The organism is Marinimicrobium hydrolyticum (genome assembly GCF_030848505.1).
Taxonomy (GTDB): Bacteria; Pseudomonadota; Gammaproteobacteria; order Pseudomonadales; family Cellvibrionaceae; genus JAVDDU01.
In genome coordinates this window covers 407,500-427,909 of sequence record NZ_JAVDDU010000003.1, presented here as the reverse complement: position 1 = coordinate 427,909, position 20,410 = coordinate 407,500, and the positions used below count along the sequence as shown (strand labels likewise).

General features: G+C 58.0%; 14 protein-coding genes. 8 read left to right on the top strand and 6 right to left on the bottom strand.

All coding sequences use genetic code 11. The features are described from left to right. On the bottom strand, positions 1 to 2,829 hold the full coding sequence (locus RBH33_RS07970; protein WP_306731629.1) for an HzsA-related protein: 2,829 nt from the start codon (positions 2,827 to 2,829) through the stop codon (positions 1 to 3). A gap of 379 nt (positions 2,830 to 3,208) precedes the next feature. Here RBH33_RS07970 and RBH33_RS07965 point away from each other — a divergent pair, with 379 nt between their 5' ends. The 3 genes from RBH33_RS07965 (at position 3,209) to RBH33_RS07955 (ending at position 8,714) form a co-directional block, all read left to right on the top strand. Continuing rightward, the gene (locus RBH33_RS07965) at positions 3,209 to 4,435 is read left to right on the top strand and encodes a hypothetical protein (RefSeq protein WP_306731628.1); all 1,227 of its coding nucleotides are present in this window, start codon (positions 3,209 to 3,211) and stop codon (positions 4,433 to 4,435) included. Positions 4,436 to 4,516: 81 nt separating this feature from the next. Further along, positions 4,517 to 7,063 (top strand): LamG domain-containing protein, encoded by a 2,547-nt coding sequence (locus RBH33_RS07960; RefSeq protein ID WP_306731627.1) that lies wholly within the window; start codon positions 4,517 to 4,519, stop codon positions 7,061 to 7,063. A gap of 58 nt (positions 7,064 to 7,121) precedes the next feature. Then, positions 7,122 to 8,714 (top strand): hypothetical protein, encoded by a 1,593-nt coding sequence (locus RBH33_RS07955; RefSeq protein ID WP_306731626.1) that lies wholly within the window; start codon positions 7,122 to 7,124, stop codon positions 8,712 to 8,714. 30 nt (positions 8,715 to 8,744) lie between these two features. Here the strand turns inward: RBH33_RS07955 and RBH33_RS07950 are convergent, their stop codons facing one another. Continuing rightward, positions 8,745 to 9,008: a hypothetical protein gene (locus tag RBH33_RS07950; protein WP_306731625.1), complete on the bottom strand. Its 264-nt coding sequence runs from the start codon at positions 9,006 to 9,008 to the stop codon at positions 8,745 to 8,747. Between the two features lie 293 nt (positions 9,009 to 9,301). On the opposite strand from RBH33_RS07950, the gene RBH33_RS07945 reads away from it, so the two are divergent. Next, positions 9,302 to 10,711: an NfeD family protein gene (locus RBH33_RS07945; protein WP_306731624.1), complete on the top strand. Its 1,410-nt coding sequence runs from the start codon at positions 9,302 to 9,304 to the stop codon at positions 10,709 to 10,711. A gap of 43 nt (positions 10,712 to 10,754) precedes the next feature. Then, positions 10,755 to 11,519, top strand: coding sequence for a slipin family protein (locus RBH33_RS07940; protein WP_306731623.1), 765 nt, complete (start codon positions 10,755 to 10,757; stop codon positions 11,517 to 11,519). A 332-nt stretch (positions 11,520 to 11,851) separates the two neighbouring features. Here the strand turns inward: RBH33_RS07940 and RBH33_RS07935 are convergent, their stop codons facing one another. Then, positions 11,852 to 12,040 (bottom strand): CPXCG motif-containing cysteine-rich protein, encoded by a 189-nt coding sequence (locus RBH33_RS07935; RefSeq protein ID WP_306731622.1) that lies wholly within the window; start codon positions 12,038 to 12,040, stop codon positions 11,852 to 11,854. A 173-nt stretch (positions 12,041 to 12,213) separates the two neighbouring features. Next, positions 12,214 to 12,810, bottom strand: coding sequence for a uracil-DNA glycosylase family protein (locus RBH33_RS07930; RefSeq protein ID WP_306731621.1), 597 nt, complete (start codon positions 12,808 to 12,810; stop codon positions 12,214 to 12,216). Positions 12,811 to 13,326: 516 nt separating this feature from the next. Between RBH33_RS07930 and RBH33_RS07925 the strand changes: the two genes are divergently transcribed. The 3 genes from RBH33_RS07925 to RBH33_RS07915 all read left to right on the top strand — a co-directional run bounded on the left by RBH33_RS07925 (position 13,327) and on the right by RBH33_RS07915 (position 15,355). Next, positions 13,327 to 13,764: a hypothetical protein gene (locus RBH33_RS07925; protein ID WP_306731620.1), complete on the top strand. Its 438-nt coding sequence runs from the start codon at positions 13,327 to 13,329 to the stop codon at positions 13,762 to 13,764. 49 nt (positions 13,765 to 13,813) lie between these two features. Continuing rightward, positions 13,814 to 14,503: an SIR2 family NAD-dependent protein deacylase gene (locus RBH33_RS07920; protein WP_306731619.1), complete on the top strand. Its 690-nt coding sequence runs from the start codon at positions 13,814 to 13,816 to the stop codon at positions 14,501 to 14,503. A 408-nt stretch (positions 14,504 to 14,911) separates the two neighbouring features. Next, entirely contained in the window at positions 14,912 to 15,355 is a 444-nt protein-coding gene (locus RBH33_RS07915) for a helix-turn-helix domain-containing protein (RefSeq protein ID WP_306731618.1), read from the top strand. Positions 15,356 to 15,368: 13 nt separating this feature from the next. Here RBH33_RS07915 and RBH33_RS07910 read toward each other — a convergent pair whose 3' ends face one another. Together RBH33_RS07910 and RBH33_RS07905 are read right to left on the bottom strand one after the other, a co-directional pair. After that, on the bottom strand, positions 15,369 to 16,484 hold the full coding sequence (locus RBH33_RS07910; RefSeq protein WP_306731617.1) for an ABC transporter substrate-binding protein: 1,116 nt from the start codon (positions 16,482 to 16,484) through the stop codon (positions 15,369 to 15,371). A gap of 14 nt (positions 16,485 to 16,498) precedes the next feature. Further along, positions 16,499 to 19,981, bottom strand: coding sequence for a HEAT repeat domain-containing protein (locus RBH33_RS07905; protein ID WP_306731616.1), 3,483 nt, complete (start codon positions 19,979 to 19,981; stop codon positions 16,499 to 16,501). Between the last annotated feature and the right edge of the window lie 429 nt (positions 19,982 to 20,410).

The following is a 20,410-nucleotide window of genomic DNA, read 5'->3' as shown; positions in this document are numbered from 1 at the left end:
TTATTCAGAATCCGCTCGGTCAAATTGGTTGTTGTAGTAGCGGGCGTTCAGATCCAGCCATTCGCGCAGCAGTCGAAGCTCGTGCGGGTTCAGCATGCCGCGGTGATCCACAGCTTCGCCCTCGTCTTCGTTGAAGGTTGTGAATGTGCTGAAAAAGCGCCCGCTGTTGGCGGCACCGCCTCGAGACATGCTGGGCCTGACCGTCACTGTAGCCAGTACGGGGATGGGCTCGCCGGTGTCGTCATCCAGAATCAGCTCGCCGTCTTCGTCGCGCTCATACTCTCCGGTTTCCACCAAGCGCGGTACCAGAGCCTCGTCGACGATTTCCAGTTCCACATCGTTGTTGAGCAGCTCCAGAAACGAGCGCATCTGCCCGTTGGCGGCGGCGTCGCGCACCAGCTCCAACTGTCCGGCCGGAATTCGGAGCACGCCATCGGTGTCGTTGCGGCTGTGGCAGCTGGTGCAGGTGTGGTTTATGGGTAAGTCTTCATTGTCCAGCGCCAGCTGGCGCTCTCCGTCTTCGTCCTCTTCCGTCAGCCAGCGTTGACGCTCCCACAAGGGCTGAATGTGATTCTCGTAATTGATGACAATGCGACACAGGCTGTGCCATTGCGTCTGGCAGCCTTCCGCCACTGGCGCGTGCACGGGGGAAGGCTCCAGGGTTACGGTATCGTCTTCATTGAATTCAGCTTCCCGGTAATCGTCGCTGCTGAGATTGGCGTAACGATAGGCAAAGCTTTGATTCGGCGTGCGCACCTGAGGGTCGGTCCAGGTATCGTCGTAGATCAGGTCCACGCTGGGTGCTCGTGGGCCGCGCAAGGTGCAGGTGCTGGCGTCGTTACTGTCGGCGCAGCTCAGGGCGATACGGGCATCAAACTGGGCCATGGTTTCGCCCATATCAGGGTATTCTTGGGTGCCGAAGGCGTCGGTGCGGCGGGTGTTTGGGAAAGGTGCGCCGCTGGTCGAGGCTCCCTCGTAAGCGAGTGCCAACTGCGCATCCGGGCGCCCGTGAGGAAGTTGACTGTCGGCGCTGTGGCAACCGGCGCAATGGCGCACTTCGCCGGCGCGCAGTTGCAGCCAGTTGTTGTGGCGGGCGCCGACGCGGGCGCCGTCCGCGTTGACGACGTCAAACGTGAAGGCGCGATCGGCGGGCACCCGGACTTTGACCGAGCCGTCCGGTTCGATGGGGGCGTAGCCCAGAATCTCCAGCAGGCCCCGATTTTGGTTAAAGCGGTTGCCAAAGATGTCGTCGTCCTGGCCGCGTAACACGTCCCGCTCAGGGGTGGAGACGGCCTTAATGAGGCGCAGAAAACGCGCCGGCCGTTCGGCGGCGCTCGTCTGGCCTGGGTCCGCCAGATGGGTGATGCCCGCGCTGGTGCTGTCTTCTCCGTCCAAGTCGTAGACGCTTTGAATGTGCAGTATGCCGACTCCCTGATCCACCAGATTGCTGTTGTTGTCAGAACTGGGCGGCAGGTACGTCGGCGCGGGTACGGGTTCCAGGGCCAGCGCGTCGGTATACAGAGTGCCTTCCCTCGCCAGCACCAAAGGCTGCTGGGTCTGATTGGTGAGGTTGTAGACCCAGAGCCCAAACAGCGGGGGCGCCTGCTGCAACCCTTCTGTGGCGAGCCATTCCTCGGTGCAGGGTACAACGCGATCCTCGTCCGCCCGCTCCAACCGACATTGACTCCAGCTCACCAGCAGCCGGTTGCTGCCGTCGTGCAACGGATAGGCGCTGTTGTACAGGCCATGGGGGGAAATCTCGCCATCGATACGGGCGGGCAGTATGGAGATGGAAGATTGGGCGGGGCCGCCGGAAAAGCCCGCCAGGTCAACGTCGTTCTCACTGAAATGAGAGGTTTCGATGGCCAGCATATCGCCGCCAAGCAGTTCGTCACGTGGTTTGTAAATGGCCAGGATTCGGCCATCGGGCATCTGCTGTGGGCGGAACAAAGTGGGCGCTTGCTCACCGTTCAGACTATGGTAACCATAGTGGAAGCTCATGTCCGTGCCGTCGGGATTCACCGTGTACAGGCTTAGGCGGTCGCGGTTGAAACCGTCCCACCGGGTAAACAGAATGCGGCCGTTCTGAAGAACGCTGGGCTGAAGGTCGTGGCTTTGGTTGTAGGTGATTTGCTCGATCTCGGTGCCGTCGTCCTCCATGACATGGAGCAGCAGGGCCGGCACATTGTCGTTTTCCACCAGAGCGTCGAATTGGGGTTTGTTGTCATCCAACAGTATGGCGCGGCTGCGGGATTGGCGAGTGGACGTGAACACAATGCGGCCGTCCGGCAGGTAGCGCGGGCTCAGGTCGTGGCCGGCTTCCGCGCGGATGTCCGAGCCAATCACGCGCCGCAATTGATCCAAGCGCAGGTCGTACTCCCAGATATTCCAGGTGGGCTGTTCATCCTCGTCCACATCTTCCAGCTCCGGTGCACGCATGGCGAACAATAGCCGGTTCCCGTCCGGGTGGGCGCTCAGGTCTTTGACGTCATACAGCGCGCCCGGCTCAAAAGCGCCTTCCGTCAGTGTGCGGCTGGCGGCGGTGGCCGTGGCCCGGTCTTTTAGATAAAGCCGGGCGCCAGGATTGAACGCGGTAGGGTCGAGCAGATCAGTGGCCCGGATGTCACCCAAGCCGGCTTCCCGCTCTTCTCGGGGTATAGGCCGCGCTATGTAGGCGACGGCGAAATCCACAACTACTGGGTCGGGCTGCTGGCGCCTCTGAGGGTTGCCCTCTTCGTCCACTCGGCCAGGGCCACCGCCACAGGCGACGACTCCCAGCCCAAGCGCCAAACTCAGGCCCCAACTTAATGCCCGCCAGCCGGTGATCATAAGCGAACGCTCTGGCCGGGCATGAAGCCTTGGGCCCAGTCCGTTAGCGGCGTCTGGTGGTAAAGGTTGGTGAGCATCGTTGAGTCGACCCGGCCTTGGTGATTATTGGTATGCGTTAGTGTAGGTCGCCCTCATAAGTCACCAATAAGTGGCGAACTACTAGGGAATTATCGGCGCCACCCATTGGCTTTGGGAATCCCTTGGTCGGATTTTTCCACCCGATTGTCGGGTTTGTGACGGGATTAACAAAAATGGCGGTTAGATGGCCACATGATTGGCGACATTGTCTCTCTATAATGACAAAAAAGGACTGGGTGTGCGGTTTCGCTCAGGTAACGTTTTCCATAAATATCAAAAACTCAGCGCTACGGGAGCTATTGTGACCAAGAACACCAACCTGCCCAGGTGGCTGCTCAAGCCAATGCATCTTGGTTGCCTATTGATTCTGTGCCAGGCGGCCAGTGCCCTCGCGGGTCCCAGGGAACAGGCTCTACAGATCCACAATCGCCTTGCCGCCGTGCCCCCGTCGCAGGAAGTTCTCCTGGAAATGAGCGAGTTGATCGCTAATGGTCAGGTCCGAGCGGCGGTGCGTACAGCGATGGACACCGAAACTTTCTACAGCATTACGCTCAAGGATATGGCCACGCCCTGGACAAACCGCGATCAAAATCAATTTGCTGCGCTGAACGATTACACCGCAACGTTTATCGGGCTGGTTATCGACGGCGCTGATATCCGCACGCTTCTCTATGACGATGTCATTTATGTCAGTACCGCCAACGGACTGCCTCCCCACTCCAACAGTAACAACGCGCATTACGAAGCCATCGAACAGCAGGGTATCAGTTTGCGCGATACCCTTGATGGGCGCACGCAATCCAGCGTGACCGGTCTGCCCAGTGAAGCCACGGCTGGAGTAATGACCAGCCGCGCTGGCGCCCGAGCTTTCTTCTATGCCGGCACCAACCGCGCCATGTTCCGCTTTACCTTGTTAAACCACTTGTGTCGGGACTTGGAGCAGGTGCATGACGCGGCGCCGCCACCGGATCGCATTCGCCAGGATGTCAGCCGCAGCCCCGGCGGCGATAGCCGGGTGTTTCTCAATAACTGCATGGGATGCCATAACGGCATGGACCCCATGGCCCAGGCCTACGCCTACTACGAATGGCAATACGACCCTGACTCTGACCCCGAGGGCGGTGCTGGTCACCTGACCTATAACAGAGACGGCGACACTGACCCGCAGACCGGCACCCGTGTAGTGGCCAAGTATCACATTAACGCCAATACCTTCCGCTACGGTTACGCGACCCCGGACGACAGCTGGGAAAACTACTGGCGCGACGGGGCCAACGCCGCCCTGGGCTGGGATGACAGCCTGGAAGGCCGCGGTCAGGGCGCAAAAACCATGGGCCGCGAACTGGCACACAGCGACGCCTTTGCCAGTTGCCAAGTGGAAAAAGTGTTCCGCAAAGTTTGCTTGCGCAGACCCGCCAACGCCGAGGACCGCGAGCTGTTGGGATTGGCCACTCAAGAGTTTAAGGCCAACGACTACAACTTGCGGACGGTGTTCGAGGAGACCGCGATCCACTGCATGGGAGACTGAGCGAGCTTCTGTAGCCAGCAGTGGCATTTCAGTTCTTAAGCCCTGGAACGGGCGCACAACAAAACACTTGGGATAACTAGCGTGAACACAGCGAGCCAGATCACAGACTTCTATTCTTCGCGCACCTGGGTGCGACTCAGCCTGCTGTGTCTGGCGTTCGCCCTGCAAGCCTGTGGCTCCGGCAGCGGCACTCCGGTGCGCGAGAACATCGACCCAGGTACAAACAACCCAAACCAACCCAGGTATCAGGGTCCAGCGCCAAAGACCGACGATATTCAGGCTTTTCGATTGGCGGTGTGGAACCCACTGGCCATGGAAAACCGCTGTGGCAGTTGTCATGGCGCCGGCGGGCAAGAGCCCACTTTCGTGCGCGATGACGACATCAATCTCGCCTATACCGCAGCGAACACGGTGGTGGATCTCACCGCGCCGGCCAATTCCCGGTTGGTGACCAAAGTGGCCGAGGGGCATCAATGCTGGCTAGCCAGCGCCGAAGCCTGCGCCACCATCGTGGCCGGTTACATCGAAGCCTGGGCGGCCGCCTCCGGCAGTATCGCCACTACCATTACTTTTGAAGCTCCGCCTGACCGCGAAGTGGGCGCGAGTAAAGTGTTTCCCGGCGAGCCGGGCGATTTTGCCACCACGGTGTATCCGCTCCTGGAAACACACTGCAGCAGTTGTCATGCCCCCACGGCTCAAACACGTCAACAGCCCTATGTGGGCAGCGCCAGTGTCAGCCAAGCGTATGACGCGTCCCGTTCGCGCATGCGTCTGGACGACCCTTCCGCCTCTCGTCTGGTGCGTCGGTTAGCGGACGATGGCCATAACTGCTGGGGCGACGACTGTGCCGCCAGTGCTGCGGCCATGACGGCGGCCATTCAGAATTTTGCGGACAGTATTCCCCAAACCGAAGTGGATCCCGATCTGGTGATCAGCCGCGCTCTTACGTTGGGGGATGGCATAGTGGCCAGCAGTGGTGGACGCGTCGATACCCACGTAATCGCCAAATACGAATTCCAGACTCGTGAAGGCCACATCGCCTACGACACCAGTGGCATTGAGCCCGCCGCCAACCTGGAATTGTCTGGAGACTATTCGTGGATGAGTTCCTGGGGTATCCGCCTGAACAGTGATGGCCGCAACGGCAAGGCCCAGGCCTCCACCAGTGGCAGCGGCAAACTGCATCAACTGATTACGGGTACCGGTGAATACAGTGTCGAAGCTTGGGTGATTCCAGACAACGTGGTGCAGGGTGATGGCGGAGGCGATACAGCGCGCATTGTCAGTTACTCCGGTAGCGCCAACACGCGCAATTTTACCCTTGGCCAGTCCATGTACAACTACGACATGCTTAACCGCAGTGGCGCCACCAACGCCAACGGCCTCCCGGCTATGTCCACCAACGATGCAGATGAGCGCCTGCAGGCCACCTTGCAGCATGTGGTGGTGACCTTTGATCCCGTCAATGGCCGGCGTATATACGTCAACGGGGAGTTTACCGGCGATGAAGACCCGTTCGCGGGTGAACCATTAACGGACTGGGACGAAACCTTTGCGCTGGTTCTGGGCAATGAAGTCACCAGCAACAGTCCCTGGCGCGGCGCCATCCGTTTTTTGGCTGTGCACAATCGAGCCTTGAGCGCCGAAGCCATTGCCGCCAACTTCGAAGTGGGCGTGGGTGCGCGATTTTATCTGTTGTTTAACATTTCCGAACTAATTCAGGTGCCCGGTGCGTACGTGGTGTTCGAGGCGCAACAGTTTGACGATTACAGCTACCTGTTTGCCGAACCCTTTTTCCTGACGCTGGAAGCGCAAGAGGTTCCGCCCACACCCCTGGAGGGGTTGCGCATTGGTGTGAACGGTAGCGAAGTGGCAGTGAGTCAGGCCTTTGCCAACCTGAATCTTTCTCTGGATAGCTCTGCCTTTGAAGACGGGCGTCAAGCCTTGTCAAATTTGGGTACCCTTGTCGAAATACAACAAGGCGCGGAGAATGATCAATTCTTTCTCACCTTTGATCGGCTGGGTGCCCATGAGTATGCGCGCGTGGTTGCCGGTCCAGCCGGTGAATGCAGTGTCGAGCCAGCGCCCGATGAATGCTTTGTGGATATTGAAGGCCAAGCTTATATAGGCTTGCGCACGTTCGCGCAGATCAACGCGACGCTTTCCGCTCTTACCCGTGTGCCGCACACGACAACTTCCGTTGCCAACACCTATCGCAATGTGCGCGAGCAAATGCCCAGCGCACCAGGGCTCGAAGGTTTTCTTACCGCCCACCAGATGGGCATTACCCAATTGAGTGTGTCCTATTGCAACGCGCTGGTTGAAGACTCCAGCCTGCGGGCCAGTTATTTCCCGGGTTTTGATTTTTCCGCACCGGCTAACAGTGCCTTCGACGCGCAGGGGCGTGAGCAAATTATCGAGCCCTTGCTTAGCCATTTGTTGGCGGGCGAGATAGAAGGAGAAGCCCTGGCCAACCAGGCCGAGCCCGCTGCCGTGCGCGCCGAGTTGAACAGTCTGATCGATATCATGACCGACTGCGGCAGCCACTGTGGCACGCAGCGTACCGCCCTGACCGTAAAGGCCGCGTGTGCGGCGGTTATGGGCAGTGCTGTGATGCTGCTGCAATAAACGAACGATCGATGCGGTGGGTGAGAGCCCGCCGCCATGACCAAACCAAGGTGTCATTATGACCAAACCGCAAGCCCCTCTGCACCCGGATGCGCCGTTGTATTTGAACGACCACAGCCGTCCTCTTACTCGCCGGGATTTAATTTCCCAGGGTTTTAAAGCGGGTATGGGTACCATCATCGGCGGCTCGCTGAGTGGCCTGCTGGTGAACTCCGCGCTGGCTCAGGAAGTGAATCTGTCCAATGACATTGCAGCCATGATGGAAGAATGCGGAATTGCCACTCAGGGCGCGGGCAAAATTCCGTTTATTTGTTTCGACCTGGCCGGTGGCGCCAGCATGGCCGGCACCAATGTTTTGGTGGGCGGGCCGGGCGGACAACTGGATTTTCTCAGCACCGCCGGCTACAGCAAGCAGGGTGTGCCGGGAGATATGACCCCAGCCTCTTCGACAGAGAATTTTATTAACACCGAACTGGGCTTGGCGTTTCACAGCGACAGCCAATTTCTCGCCGGCATTCTGGAAAAAGCGGGCAGCCATGCCGCTAATATCAACGGTGCTGTCATCCCCGCCCGTTCGGAAAACGACACCGGTAACAATCCCCACAACCCCATGTACGCCATTAACCGCGCCGGCGCTGACGGTGAACTACTGGCCCTGGTCGGTTCACGCACCAGCGAGTCGGGTGGGAACTCTTTGGCACCAGCGTCGATGATCAATCCGGAAGTGCGGCCAACAAAAGTGGACCGGCCCAGCGACGTAACCGGTCTGGTGGACGTGGGCGATTTGGTGAGTCTGATGGATCAACAGGATACCGTGGCGGTGATGGAATCCATTTACCGCATCAGTGATGCGCGTTTGCAGAATGTGAACACTGGCACCGCGTCAGCACGGGATGCACAACTTAAAGAGTTGCTGCGCTGTGGCTACGTGAAAAGCGCTGACTTGGCCGCGCGTTTCGGTGACCCCGCGTCCATTGATCCGGAGCTGGATCCGGACATCGTGGGTCCCACGGGTATTTTCAGCGATGAAGAGTTCAACAGCGATGGCGAGTTTCGCAAAACCGCCTCAGTCATGAAGCTGGTGGTAGAGGGCCGCGCGGGCGCCGGCACCATTACCATGGGTGGTTATGATTACCACACGGGTGAGCGAGGCACAGGCGAAATTCGCGACCTGCGCGCTGGCCGCTGCATGGGGGCCTGTCTGGAGTACGCGGCGCGCAAAGGCCTACCCATTATGGTGTATGTGTTTAGCGATGGCTCAGTTTTCAGTAATGGGATGATCGACAATTCCGTCGCTGGGCGTGGCAAAGGTGTTTGGACTGGCGACAGTCAACAGACCGCCGCATCCTTCTTTTTGGTGTACAACCCAGGCGGGCGCCCGCAACTGATGGAAACCAGCGGCAGTTCCGAGCGTCATCAGCAAATCGGGTATATGCGACCCAGCGGAGACGTGGAAACCGCCTCGACTTCGGTGGCCAATAACGTCAATTTGTTGGTGGAAGCGGTGGCATTAAATTACATGGCGCTGCATGGTGATCAAGGCCAGTTTGCCAGCCGCTTTGCCGGACATGGACTGGGCAACAGCACGGCCATGGATCGACTGACCGCCTTTACGCCCATTTGCAATGGCACCATCGACCAGCCGGTTTAGAACTTTGCCCGGCCCCGGCTGGGCAAAGTGTTATTTTTCGCCCCAACCTACCGAGGCGACCAGGCATTCGATGCCTTCTTCACGGATCGTATCCAGTGCTTCATCCAGGGCTTCCTGATCGGAATCAAACACGTCGTCCCAAACCGTGGAGTTATTTTCTTCATCCACGATTTCAAGAATCCAGCCGTCCTCTTCATCCTGGTAAATTTCAATACTCACTTTGTGGCCATTTTGTTCCACAGTGCGGCTTAAGGGTGAGAGGGTAACTTCGTAATCGTCTTGATCGTCGTTCATATCAGTGTTCCGTATTCGGTAGGTAGAGAAGAGACCGCGGGTGCGGTCGAAATTGGCGAGAGAGTTGGCATAGAGTTTAGTCCTAGCGTGTGGGAATAACAATCGATGAGGCCACGGAATCATTCTGTGGGCGGATGCTGGTCACGAGAGCGAGCCAAGCGAGCGGATCAGGGAGTGGGAACCTTAGCGGGAAGGTGCCCGGGAGGCCTGTTGAGAAAGCTATTCCGCCAGGTCGGTGCAGATGCTAGAGTCCCTGGAAGCCATCTGTTAGGCTGTAGATCGGAGGTTTACCGATGCGACATCAAACCCTGACGCGCCGATTTCTCTTCCTATGCTGCATCGCTTTGGCGGTCCTTGGCCTTAGCGGCCAGGCGGATACAGAGGCTGAACCTCATGTGGCCGAACTCATCGTTGACGGAGCTATAGGCCCCGCCACAACAGATTACCTCACCCGTTCCATGGAGCGCGCCCACGCACAGGGTGCACAGGCCATTATTATCCGCATGGATACCCCCGGCGGCCTGGACGTCTCCACCCGCGATATCATCAAAGCCATTCTGGCGGCTCCCATACCCGTGATCACTTATGTACACCCATCCGGTGGGCGCGCGGCGAGTGCGGGCACTTACATACTTTATGGCAGCCATGTGGCGGCCATGGCGCCGTCCACCAGTATGGGCGCCGCGACGCCCGTCCAAATGGGCGGTGCTCCCGTCCCGGGGGCTGATGATGATCGGGATAATAATGAGCGGGCGAATAATGAAGAAGACGCGGACCAGGAGGAGCGCGAGGAAGAAGACGCGGAGCCTCGTGCACCTACGGGCGACGCCATGGAGCGCAAGATGGTCAATGACGCAGTGGCCTTTATTCGTGGCCTGGCCGAGCGCCATGGCCGCAACGCCGACTGGGCCGAGCGGGCGGTCAGAGAAGGCATCAGTGCAACGGCCAGTGAGGCGCTGGAATTAAACGTCATTGATGTAGTGGCGAAGGATCAAAAAGATCTTTTGGCTCAGGTACACGGTATGGAAGTGGTCATGGATTTTGGGCCACTGACCTTAGAGACGGAAGACCTCCCTATCGTTGAGTACGCGCCCGATTGGCGCAACGAATTTTTGAGCTTGATCACCAATCCACAAATCGCCTCGATTCTGTTATTGATCGGTATCTACGGCTTGATTTTGGAAGGCTACAACCCGGGCGCCATGGTGCCGGGGGTCGTCGGTGTTATTTGCTTATTGATCGGCCTCTACGCACTCCAGGTTTTACCGGTAAATTATGTGGGAGTGGCGCTGATTGTCCTCGGCGCCATTATGATTATTTCCGAGATGTTTGTGCCCAGTTTTGGGGTGCTAGGCATCGGTGGCGTTATTGCGCTGGTGTTGGGCTCCATTATGTTGGTGGATACCGATGTACCCGGTATGGAAGTGTCCTACGAGATTGTGGGCGCTATCGCCGCTGTGGGTGGTATTGCCGTACTGTTTATTGCCACCATGCTTGGGCGCAGTCTCAGAATGCCCCGCCTTGCCAGTGATCAGGCCATGGTGGGGCGCGCAGGGCATATCGTGCAAATCACCGAGGAGGGTTACAAAGTCAGCATTGACGGCGAATTTTGGAATGCCGTGGGTGATGGCTCGCTCAACGAGGGGGAAACGGTCGAGGTGGTTGGACAGGACGGGTTGATACTCACCGTTCGACGCGCCTAGCGGGCTGTCAACAGATCTTTTACTGGGAATAAGTGGAGGACTTATGATACTGGAATATATGGTCGGTTTATTGCTCACCTTCGTGGTGTTACTTGTCGTCTACGCCATTCGAATCTTGCGCGAATACGAGCGCGGCGTAGTCTTCCTGCTCGGGCGTTTTCAATCGGTTAAGGGGCCGGGTCTGGTCATCATCATCCCGTTTTTGCAAACCGTGGAAAAAGTCGACTTGCGCACCGTGGTGATGGACGTGCCCAGTCAGGATGTGATCAGCCGGGATAACGTTTCCGTGAAAGTTAACGCGGTGGTGTACTTCCGAGTCATAGACCCACAAAAAGCCATTATCAATGTAGAGCATTACGGCGAGGCGGTCAGTCAGCTTGCGCAAACGACGCTGCGTTCAATCCTGGGTAAACATGAGTTGGATGAAATGCTGGCGGAGCGGGACAAGCTAAACCAGGATATTCAGGACATTCTCGACAAAACGTCCGATTCCTGGGGTATTAAAATCAGCAACGTGGAAATAAAACACGTGGATCTGGATGAGAGCATGGTGCGCGCCATCGCCCGTCAGGCCGAAGCTGAGCGTTCACGTCGCGCCAAGGTTATCCATGCTATGGGTGAATTCGAGGCGTCAAAACAGCTTACCGAAGCGGCAGACGAGTTGTCCAAAAACCCCAATGCCATGACCTTGCGCTATTTACAAACACTGATTGATATCGCCGGTGAGAAAAACTCAACCATTGTGTTCCCGCTGCCGGTGGACCTAATCAGTTCCGTGCTTAAGCAATTTAACGCAGCGAACAAGTAGTCTCTGTTTCTAGCAACTTCGTAAGCAAGCCTGCGGGCCGCGCAGGGTGAGTGTTCAGCAAACGTCGTAAACCCCTCCCTGGGGACTGCCTCAAAAGGTCCCTCTTTTGAGGCTTGCTGAACACTCCCCCTGCGCGACCCTCCTAGCCCGGCGCTACAGTATTCTTTTCGTTCTCGCCATCGGCAGACCAAGCGAAAATAGGAAACCCAAGATAAGATTGGCGGCAAAGCGCTTGGGATTGCTCTTACGGGGTGCTCACCCAGCAGCTCATTTTCGAGTGTCTGATATTCAAGAGCGGGACGGCAACGGGGACAAAAGAGCGAAGCCGCGCTTTATTCGTTTTCTTGCCGAGCATACACCTCAATCGCCTCTGTCTCGTCGACAACTACATCCAGAGCGATAGGTTGGCAACAGACTGAACAATCTTCGGTGTAATACTGCTCGCTTACCGATACGTCGATCAGAACTGTAATCACTTCGCCGCAATAGGGACAGGTAATTCGTTTTTCTACGCGACCCATAAGCACCTCCGCATTTACCATGCCGAAACCGAGCACAGCACGTTTGATCGCCTCTGGCGACCTCACTACCGAGTGTACTCCATTTAGATTGTGGCAAAAATGCCACTGGCTCAACTGATCAGGTTGAGCCTCTGTCAGTCTTTGACGCCAACAGAGGCGGATAAATCCCCTATTTAGCGGGTTGGGATCAAACCAGTTAGCCGTTCCTGCAAGGCGGGCACCACCTCTTGTTCAAACCAAGGATTGCGCCTAAGCCACAGATTATTGCGCGGACTCGGGTGCGGCATGGGCAAGACCCGTGGCCAATAGGCGCGCCAGTTGCGGACTTTCTCGGTGAGGCTCTCTTTCGGCTGAGGCAAATGGTAGGCAAGCGAGTACTGACCGATAACCAAGGTCAGTTCCAGGTTGGGCAGGCACGCCAACAACTGCTCCCTCCAGGCCGGCGCGCACTCGGGCCGTGGAGGCGAATCCCCCGAGCGGCCTGTACCCGGATAGCAAAAACCCATGGGGACGATGGCAATCTGTGACGCGTCGTAAAAAGTCTCGCGGTTGACTCCCATCCACGCGCGCAGGCGTTCACCGCTGGGGTCATTAAACGGCAATCCCGTGGCGTGCACTCGGCGCCCGGGAGCCTGGGCCGCCACCAGCACCCGCGCGCGCGGGTCCAACTGCAATACAGGCCGTGGCCCATCCGGAAGCTCAGCTTCACACAGGCGACAGGCGCGAACCTGCTTGAGCAAATTTTCCCAAGAGGGGGTATTGGCGGTCATTGCGGCTAACTCAATTGCCAGTTGCTTTGATGACACTATGGAACACAGTTAGGTGCCGGGAGTTCATTGTCCACAGGATCGAACAGCCACGAGTGGGGCTTATGATGTGTGACTATGCGCCAACTGGGGGTGGCGTCCAAAACAATGTCGATCCCTGAGAAGTGGTCGGTGGTATGTCATTGATGCTCATGGTCTTATTGCGCCCGCTGAAAGCGGCGCCGCAGGCCTTGCCTGAGGTTAGCTGCCTTCACGGCTGAGTGTGATCTCAACCCTATTTGGGGCCCCTGGTGGGCCCCTTTTTTGTTTTGGCTATTGAGGGTTGGAGGTCTGAACCCCCAGAATTCAAATTGGCTTAATGTAAGCGCCTTGCGTTTCAAAAGGCTATGGCTCGAAATCCAAACCAATTGGCATTTTCGTTCGGGGAAATAGGGTATTTTGACGCATCTAAGTCAAAATAGGGGAGGCGCCGCCACGGTGGCCAGTCCTCCCTATATCCCTAACCTTGGGGTTGCGCAAATGATCAGTGAAACCTTAGCCCTTGCCACCGGCGCCGTTGTGGGTGCCGTGAGCACGGCGGGCATCTACCGCAGCAGTCAGGCCGCGAATGTACGCCGTGCGATTGCCAGCGTGCTGCGCTACCTGGACGCGGACTCTCACAAGCCACTGGGCGATCTGGCCCAGAAGCTGAAGCTGCACTTGGAGTTGGTCAATGAGGCTGACGATTTGGTGGCGCGCAGTGACTGGGCCAAAAAGCAAAAACGCCGTTTTGTCATGTCCGCGGTAGAAGTGATCAAAGCCCGCAACAAAGGTGTGACCAAAGCGAATCAAAACGAGTTTCTTGAGCGCCAGGGCCGGCTGCAAGAAGCGGGCGAACTGCTTTTGGGCTATATGCAGTTTCCGAGCCTCCTGTGGGTCAAAGCGACCCTTTTCCGCATGATCAGTCGCTGGCGTTAGGCTCGCGCAGACGATTGAAATTCCCCCGGGGATCTGGAAGATATCCCCTATGAAGAAGCATATTGTGGTGTTAACCGGCGCCGGCATCAGTGCGGAAAGTGGCTTAGGCACTTTCCGCGCGTCGGACGGTTTGTGGGAGCGGCATCGCATTGAAGATGTGGCTACCCCGGAAGGCTTTCAGCGCGATCCTGAGCGGGTTTTGCAATTCTATAATGAGCGTCGCGATCAGTTACGCCAAGCGGAGCCCAATGCGGCCCATTTTGCCTTGGTGGAGCTGGAGAGCAGTCACCGCGTTACCATCATCACCCAGAACATCGACGACCTTCACGAGCGCGCCGGTTCTTCCCATATTGTGCATTTGCACGGTGAGCTCACCAAAGCCTGTAGTTCCCAGGATGTGGAGCTGATCTACGATATCGGTTACCAGCCCATTGAGCTGGGCGGTCGATGTGAGCTGGGCAGCCAGTTGCGGCCCTTCGTAGTCTGGTTCGGCGAATCGGTGCCCATGTTGGAGCGCGCCGCCGAGTTGGTCGCGGAGGCTGATCATCTGCTAGTGGTGGGTACCTCCTTGCAGGTGTATCCCGCCGCCGGGTTGGTTGAGTGGGCGGGGCCGTCAATACCCATCACGGTTATCGATCCAGGCACACCCGCTCATGTGCGAGGTGCTAATGTTTTACGTAAGCGCGCCAGTGAAGGGGTTCCCGCTTGGGTGGAGGAATTGAGAGCGCGAGTGGATTAGTGTCCCTCAGCTTTAGATGCTGGAACGTCCTATCCGAATGAAGGGCGCAGGCCAGTGGTCGCTCATTGTTAACGAAAAGCCCCCTGCTTTTGCGCGATCAGGTATCACGCCCGCAACAACTTTTCGCCTTGAAATTTCACCTCATACTACCGTTACACAGATTACGCGCCTGATCGCGGAGTGGGCTTGGCTGGCGAAAAGATCCTTTTTGATCTGCTTCTAGTTAGTGGGCGGACCGCTCAAACTGCCTCCAGGCGGGCCATTGCGGCATTTTCGTAACTTCCGTTAAATGCCGAATTCGTGTGCAGTTCAGGCAGCGAAAAATGCAAAAAATGCGCTTACAACACATTTTGTTTATCGCGACATTTCGCTGTATTATCAGGGCTTTAAGCAAGGTAGCGAAGCGACATGAGTTTAGGAAACGCACTGAAAGAATTGAGGAAAAGCCAAGGGTTGACCCTGGCGGAGTTGGCGGCACGCACCGACTCTCATGTCGGTAACTTGTCGCGCATTGAAAGGGATGCTGCCAAGCCAAGCCTGGATCTTCTTTACCGACTCGCCGACGCTTTGAGCTTTTCACTAGCCGATATTTTTTCCGTTGCTGAGCAGTCGGAAGCGGACGGTGAGCAGGTTGCGTTGAACGCGTTGTTCATCTCGCTTCTGGAACAGGATCGTGAACTGCTGCTTGAGTTTGCCCGCTTGTTGCAAAAGCGCGCTAGTCGATCCCCAGAGGACGTCTACGTTCAGGAGCAGTCAGTCCCCGCTGAAACCGAGGAGTCTGAGGAGTCCGAGGAGGACGAACACGGGGAGGTTATGGAAACGGAAGGTTCGGGGGAAGCTTCCAACGACTGAGTTGACTTGGGCATTAAAAGCCCAGTAACCGGTCGATTGCAAAAAAGTACTCTTCCAGTTGCGGGTTCTGCACCCGCGAAAACTGCTCCCAATTGACCCGCGCCCAATCGCTTTCCCGAAGTGCGTTCCTGTATTTTTGCACTTGGTCGTGACCGATTGTCACCACGGGGGAGTGCATAATGATATTTTTATTGCTGGCAACGCCTTGCCAATGATCATACAGAACCACGGCAGCCCAAGCCCCTTCGAGAAAGTGTCCGCCCACGTCGGCGCTGACCTTGCCAGCCTTAATCGCTTCCAATGAACCCTCTGTCCAACCCAAGGTGCTGATCACCACATCGTCGCCCGGAGTCTTTCCGTGCGCTTCAAGTGCGGGGAGAATGCCTGCCAGCATCAGTCCGCTCGCCGTCCATATACCCTGGACATTGGGGTGACGTTCAAGTGACTTTTGAAGGTTTTCACCGGCACTGTCCGCTGACCAATCAGTGCTGATCAGCTCCAGCAGGTGCAACTGAGGGGCATCGTTCAATACGTTGCGCAAGCCAGCGTTTCGCGCCTTGGCTGGAAGGTCCCGCTCCGCCCCGGAAAGCGCAATGATGTTTATCTGGCCGGCGGCGTCCGTAAGATTTTTGGCCAGCGCGGCGTCCAGTAAGTGCTGTCCCACCAAGTAGCCTATCTGTTCATCCGGTGGAGTGATCTGCCCCAGCCAATAATCAAAGCGTTGCGCGGCCAGCGACTGTTCGTCGCCGGTGAGGCCTGAATTTATCATCACGGTAGGGACTTGCCGCGCCTCGGTTTTTTCCAAAAGCTTCATGGACAACCCGGGAATGTGACTGAATACAATGCCGTCGGGTTTCTTATCTCGGGCCAGAACTTCAGTCAGCGTGGCCTCAATGTGCTCGGCGTTCATGCCGTAAAACGCTTCCACATCCATGCCCAAGCCACCGGCTGCGACTTCCATAACCGCGGTCAGACCACCCCAAAACGGATTTTCTTCCGCGCCCACGGAAAGCATGACGATATGTCCCCGTTCGGCTATCGGTTGGTCGCCGGCTAGGGCCGTTGTGGCGGAGGCCCAAAGCGAGAAAAAAATCGCCATTAGAAGCCGTGAGCGGTAACTCCGGGCCATGGCACTCTCCTAAGTTAGCGGTCCTGATCGGCGGCGGTCAGCTGGGTCAGGTATGCCACCAAATCCCGCAGTTGGCTGGCTGACAACATGCCTTCCATGGACGGCATGCCCGAGCCGGAGTAGCGCCGACTTGTCACCTCGGATTTTTCAATTTTGGTTTTTTCGCCCCGATCCATAAGCGTCAGAGTGTGCTCGTCTTCGGCCTCGAAGTGGCCACTGAGTTGGCGCCCGTCGGAGAGCGTGACTGTGATACGTCCAAACCCGGGAGACACGCGCGCTCCTGGGTCTACCAGCGCTTGCAGCAACTGTTCTCGAGAAAGCCGAGTGCCCGCTTCCGTAAGATCCGGACCCACCGGGTTGCCCCGGCCGCCAACGGTGTGGCAACGAATACACTGGGCGCTGCTATCGTGGAAAAACAATTGCTCGCCGGCTTCGGCATCGCCGCCCCAGAGGGATTCCCGGTGACGCTCCAGGGGTTGATCTGGATCCTTGCGGCTTTGGTAGTCGCTTATCAATTTCTGCAGAGAGGGGGCGCCTGTGGAGTGAGCGGCTTCCAGCACATCCAGCTGCAGTTCTGGAGCCAGGTCGCCCTCTTGCAGCAGCTGCATCTGTTGCGCCAATAGGTTGTGGGCCTGTGGACTGTCGATAGTGGCCAGGGAGCGCAGCGCGGATTGCTGTTCACTGATCGAGCCGTTAGCGAGCAGAATCGAATGCATGGCGACCGTTTCCGCCGTGGGTAAACCCAATTGCGGCAGTAGTTCTAAGCCGGCCATGCGGACACTCGAATGATCATCTTGCATGGCGATGGTGGCCACTTCGTTCATGGGTTCGAAGCCCAGCTTATGCAGAGCCAACAGGGCAGTCTTGCGCACCGTGGGTTGAGTGTCTTCGCTCAGCACTTGTCGGAGCGCGGTGCCCGCTTCACTCACGTTCAGCTCGGCCAATGCCTGTATTGCAGCTTCCCGGACTTGGAGGTTTGAATCGCGTAGCAGTGGCTGGTAAGTCAGTGCTAATGGCTGCTGCGCTTCGCGTTGTGCATGCTGCACAGCGCCACGGTAGCGACCGGTGACCCGATCGAACGTGGATGAGTCGGTCCACACCGCGAGCGTGTCCAGGGCCTCGGTCCGTAAATGGCCGGCCATGGTCGTGTCGAGGGCGAAGTCCACCAGTCGCTGAGCCGACTGTTCGCCGCCCACGTAAAGGTTGGCGTTGATCAAACGGCGCAGCAGCGGTTCATTGTGAAACGGCGGCTCGGCGAGAAGGGCCGCTAACGGTGGCAATGCGTCGGCCACGAACTGATCGTCGCTGATCAGGCGCGCGGCGTTGGTGACGATAAACTCGCTCTGCATTTGACCATTGTGGTCTTCTTCCAGGAACAGCCCCAGCGCCGGGCTTTGCATGCGCCCCAGGGCGATTAGAGCGGCAATACGCACAGCGTCGGAGCGGTGATGGCGCAGCTCGGCCAAAGCACTCTCGTCGCCGATGCGGGCCAGCGCTATGGCACCGGCCTGACGGAGGTAGATGTCCTGGTCATTGTTATCCTCCAGCATGCTGACCACAGCGCCTAGCGCATTGGGGTCTCCAATCTGGCCCAGTGCCTGGGCCGCGAAAAAGCGCACTCTTGCCTCGTCATCTCGCAAACGCTTCTGCAATGCCTGGTTGGCACCGGCGTAGCCGGCATCTCCGATCAATTTGGCCGCTTGCGCGCGGACTTCTGGGTCCGGGTCTTCCAGCAAGGGGACCAAGTCGCGCGCCTGCGCGGGCTGGGCGCGCGCCATTTGCCCCAGGCCCCACAGGGCGTGGATGCGGGCCAGTTGCTGTTCGCCATGCTTGGCTGTTTTCAACAGCTCCCCCCGGGCGTCCCGGCGTACCATTTCGAACTGGGCCTTTTGGCGAACGCGCATATCCGCGTGGTCCAGCAGGTTGAGTAGTTGGTTTGATGGCTGAGCGGTAAAGTCTTCGGCCAGCAGGGCTTGGGTTTCGGCCCGCTGGGGGTGGGCCAGTTCGGGTGTTACGTCCACCTTCCAGATACGTCCCTCGCCACTGAGTGCCCAGCCTTCCAGCCAGTCAGCGGCATAGAGGCTGCCCTCGGGGCCGAACGACAGGCCCGTAGCTTGAAACCCGCGCAGTACGGGCTTCTGAGCCGACAGCGCGAAGGAGGCGCCGTTTGGCTCCAAAGTAAAGGCGCTAATGCCCGAACGGGCCGCCGTGCCCAGGAACTCAGCAACGAAAAAATGCCCCTGCCAGCTCTCGCTCAACGCTGTGCCCGGGTTGTAGGTCATACCGGCGGGGCCGGATTCGAACGGTGCGATGGGCGGCAGCAGGTGCGCGGCCTGCTCGGGGAAGTGAGGCTGGTAGTAGTCCTCATCCATCCAAACCCGGTAGCGATTGTTTTTCGGGTCTCGGTATTTGCCCAGCTGCCAATAGGTGCGCCAGCCGCTGTCGGAACCGTCCACCAGATAGACAATGCGCTCGTATTCGCCATCGTGGTCGCCGTCATTGTCCACGCCAATCAGATTACCGTACTCATCAAAGGCGAATTCGTGGGCATTGCGCAGCCCGGAGGCAAAAACTTCGAAGTTGCTGCCATCGACTTCGCTGCGCACAATCACGCCTTGGTTGGAGTAGGGCCAGCGTTTGCCGTCGCGGTCGGTGACATCCATTCCCACATCACCGATGGCGTAATACAGGCGCCCGTCTGGCCCCAGGGTAAGACCCGACATGCCGTGGCCGCCGAAGCCAATATGCACACCAAAGCCGTGTGCGATAGAGGTTTTGGTGTCGGCGCGGCCATCACCGCTGCTGTCTTTCACCCGCCAGGCATCCGGTGAGACGGTCAGAAACAGCTCTTCCAGTTGATCGTGAAAATAAATTCCTCCCAGCACGTCGGTCACTTCCGTGTGGAAGTCCTTCAGGTAAACCCGACGCTGGTTGGCACGGCCGTCGCCGGTGGTGTCTTCCAGAAGTAGAACTTCCTCTTTATATACCGCCAAATCCCGCCAGTCGTGAGAGCCGTCCTGATTGCGGTCGTCCAGCCAGAGGTTGTGCTCGCTGCGCTCTGGCGCCAGCTCCCGGTGTAGGAAGTTGCGCCGATCCTCCACGGTTCGGAACGACATGGACTCGAACTCCCAGTCCCGGTGGCTGCGAATGTCCAGCTCCGAGGTCCGGCGCCGGTGGGTGATGGTGGTCCAAACCCGACCTTGGTTATCCGCATGAATGGCTACCGGGTCGCCTACCAGGTGTTCCGACGCCCACAGCTGACCGGTGAGCCCTTCGGCCAGCTGCAAATTGACTTGGCTTTTGGCGTAAGCCACCGCCTCGCGGATCTCACTATCGCTCGCCACCACCGGATCGGACTCGTGCGCGGGCAGCGCAGCCACGGGTTCGGTGCGTGGCTGGTCGGATGGTTTTTCTGGGAAGCAACCCGCGAGCAGTGAGCAGGACAGCGCCACTGTCAGAGGTGCGCCGAGACGGAATGGGAGGGAGTGCAGCTTCATGTGTACACGCAACTATATTATTGATTGGCACCAGCTTGGGGTTGGCGGTTCGCCCGAGTATAGAAGACTCGGGTGTGGATTCCCACGTTCCGCTGCAATGATGACAGTGAGTGGGAAAAGAGCTCGGTAGTCTGAGGCTACCAGGGGGTGTGCGGGGTGAGTGTTCAGCAAGCCTCAAAAGAGGGACCTTTCGGCCGGCGCTCCGGTGAGGCAGTCCCCATGGACGACTCACAGGGAAGTGAGGAGTGTCCCGAAGCGTCGGGAGCGCGTAGGGACTGGGTTTACGACGGTTGCTGAACACTCACCCTGCGCGGCCCGAGGGCTTGCTTACGAAGCAGCTAATTTGAGCACTTATCCAGCTGGGTTGAGATGGGAAGGTAACTGGCTATCAGCTCGAGTCGTTTGGGCGCTCTAGTACGGGGTTCCAGT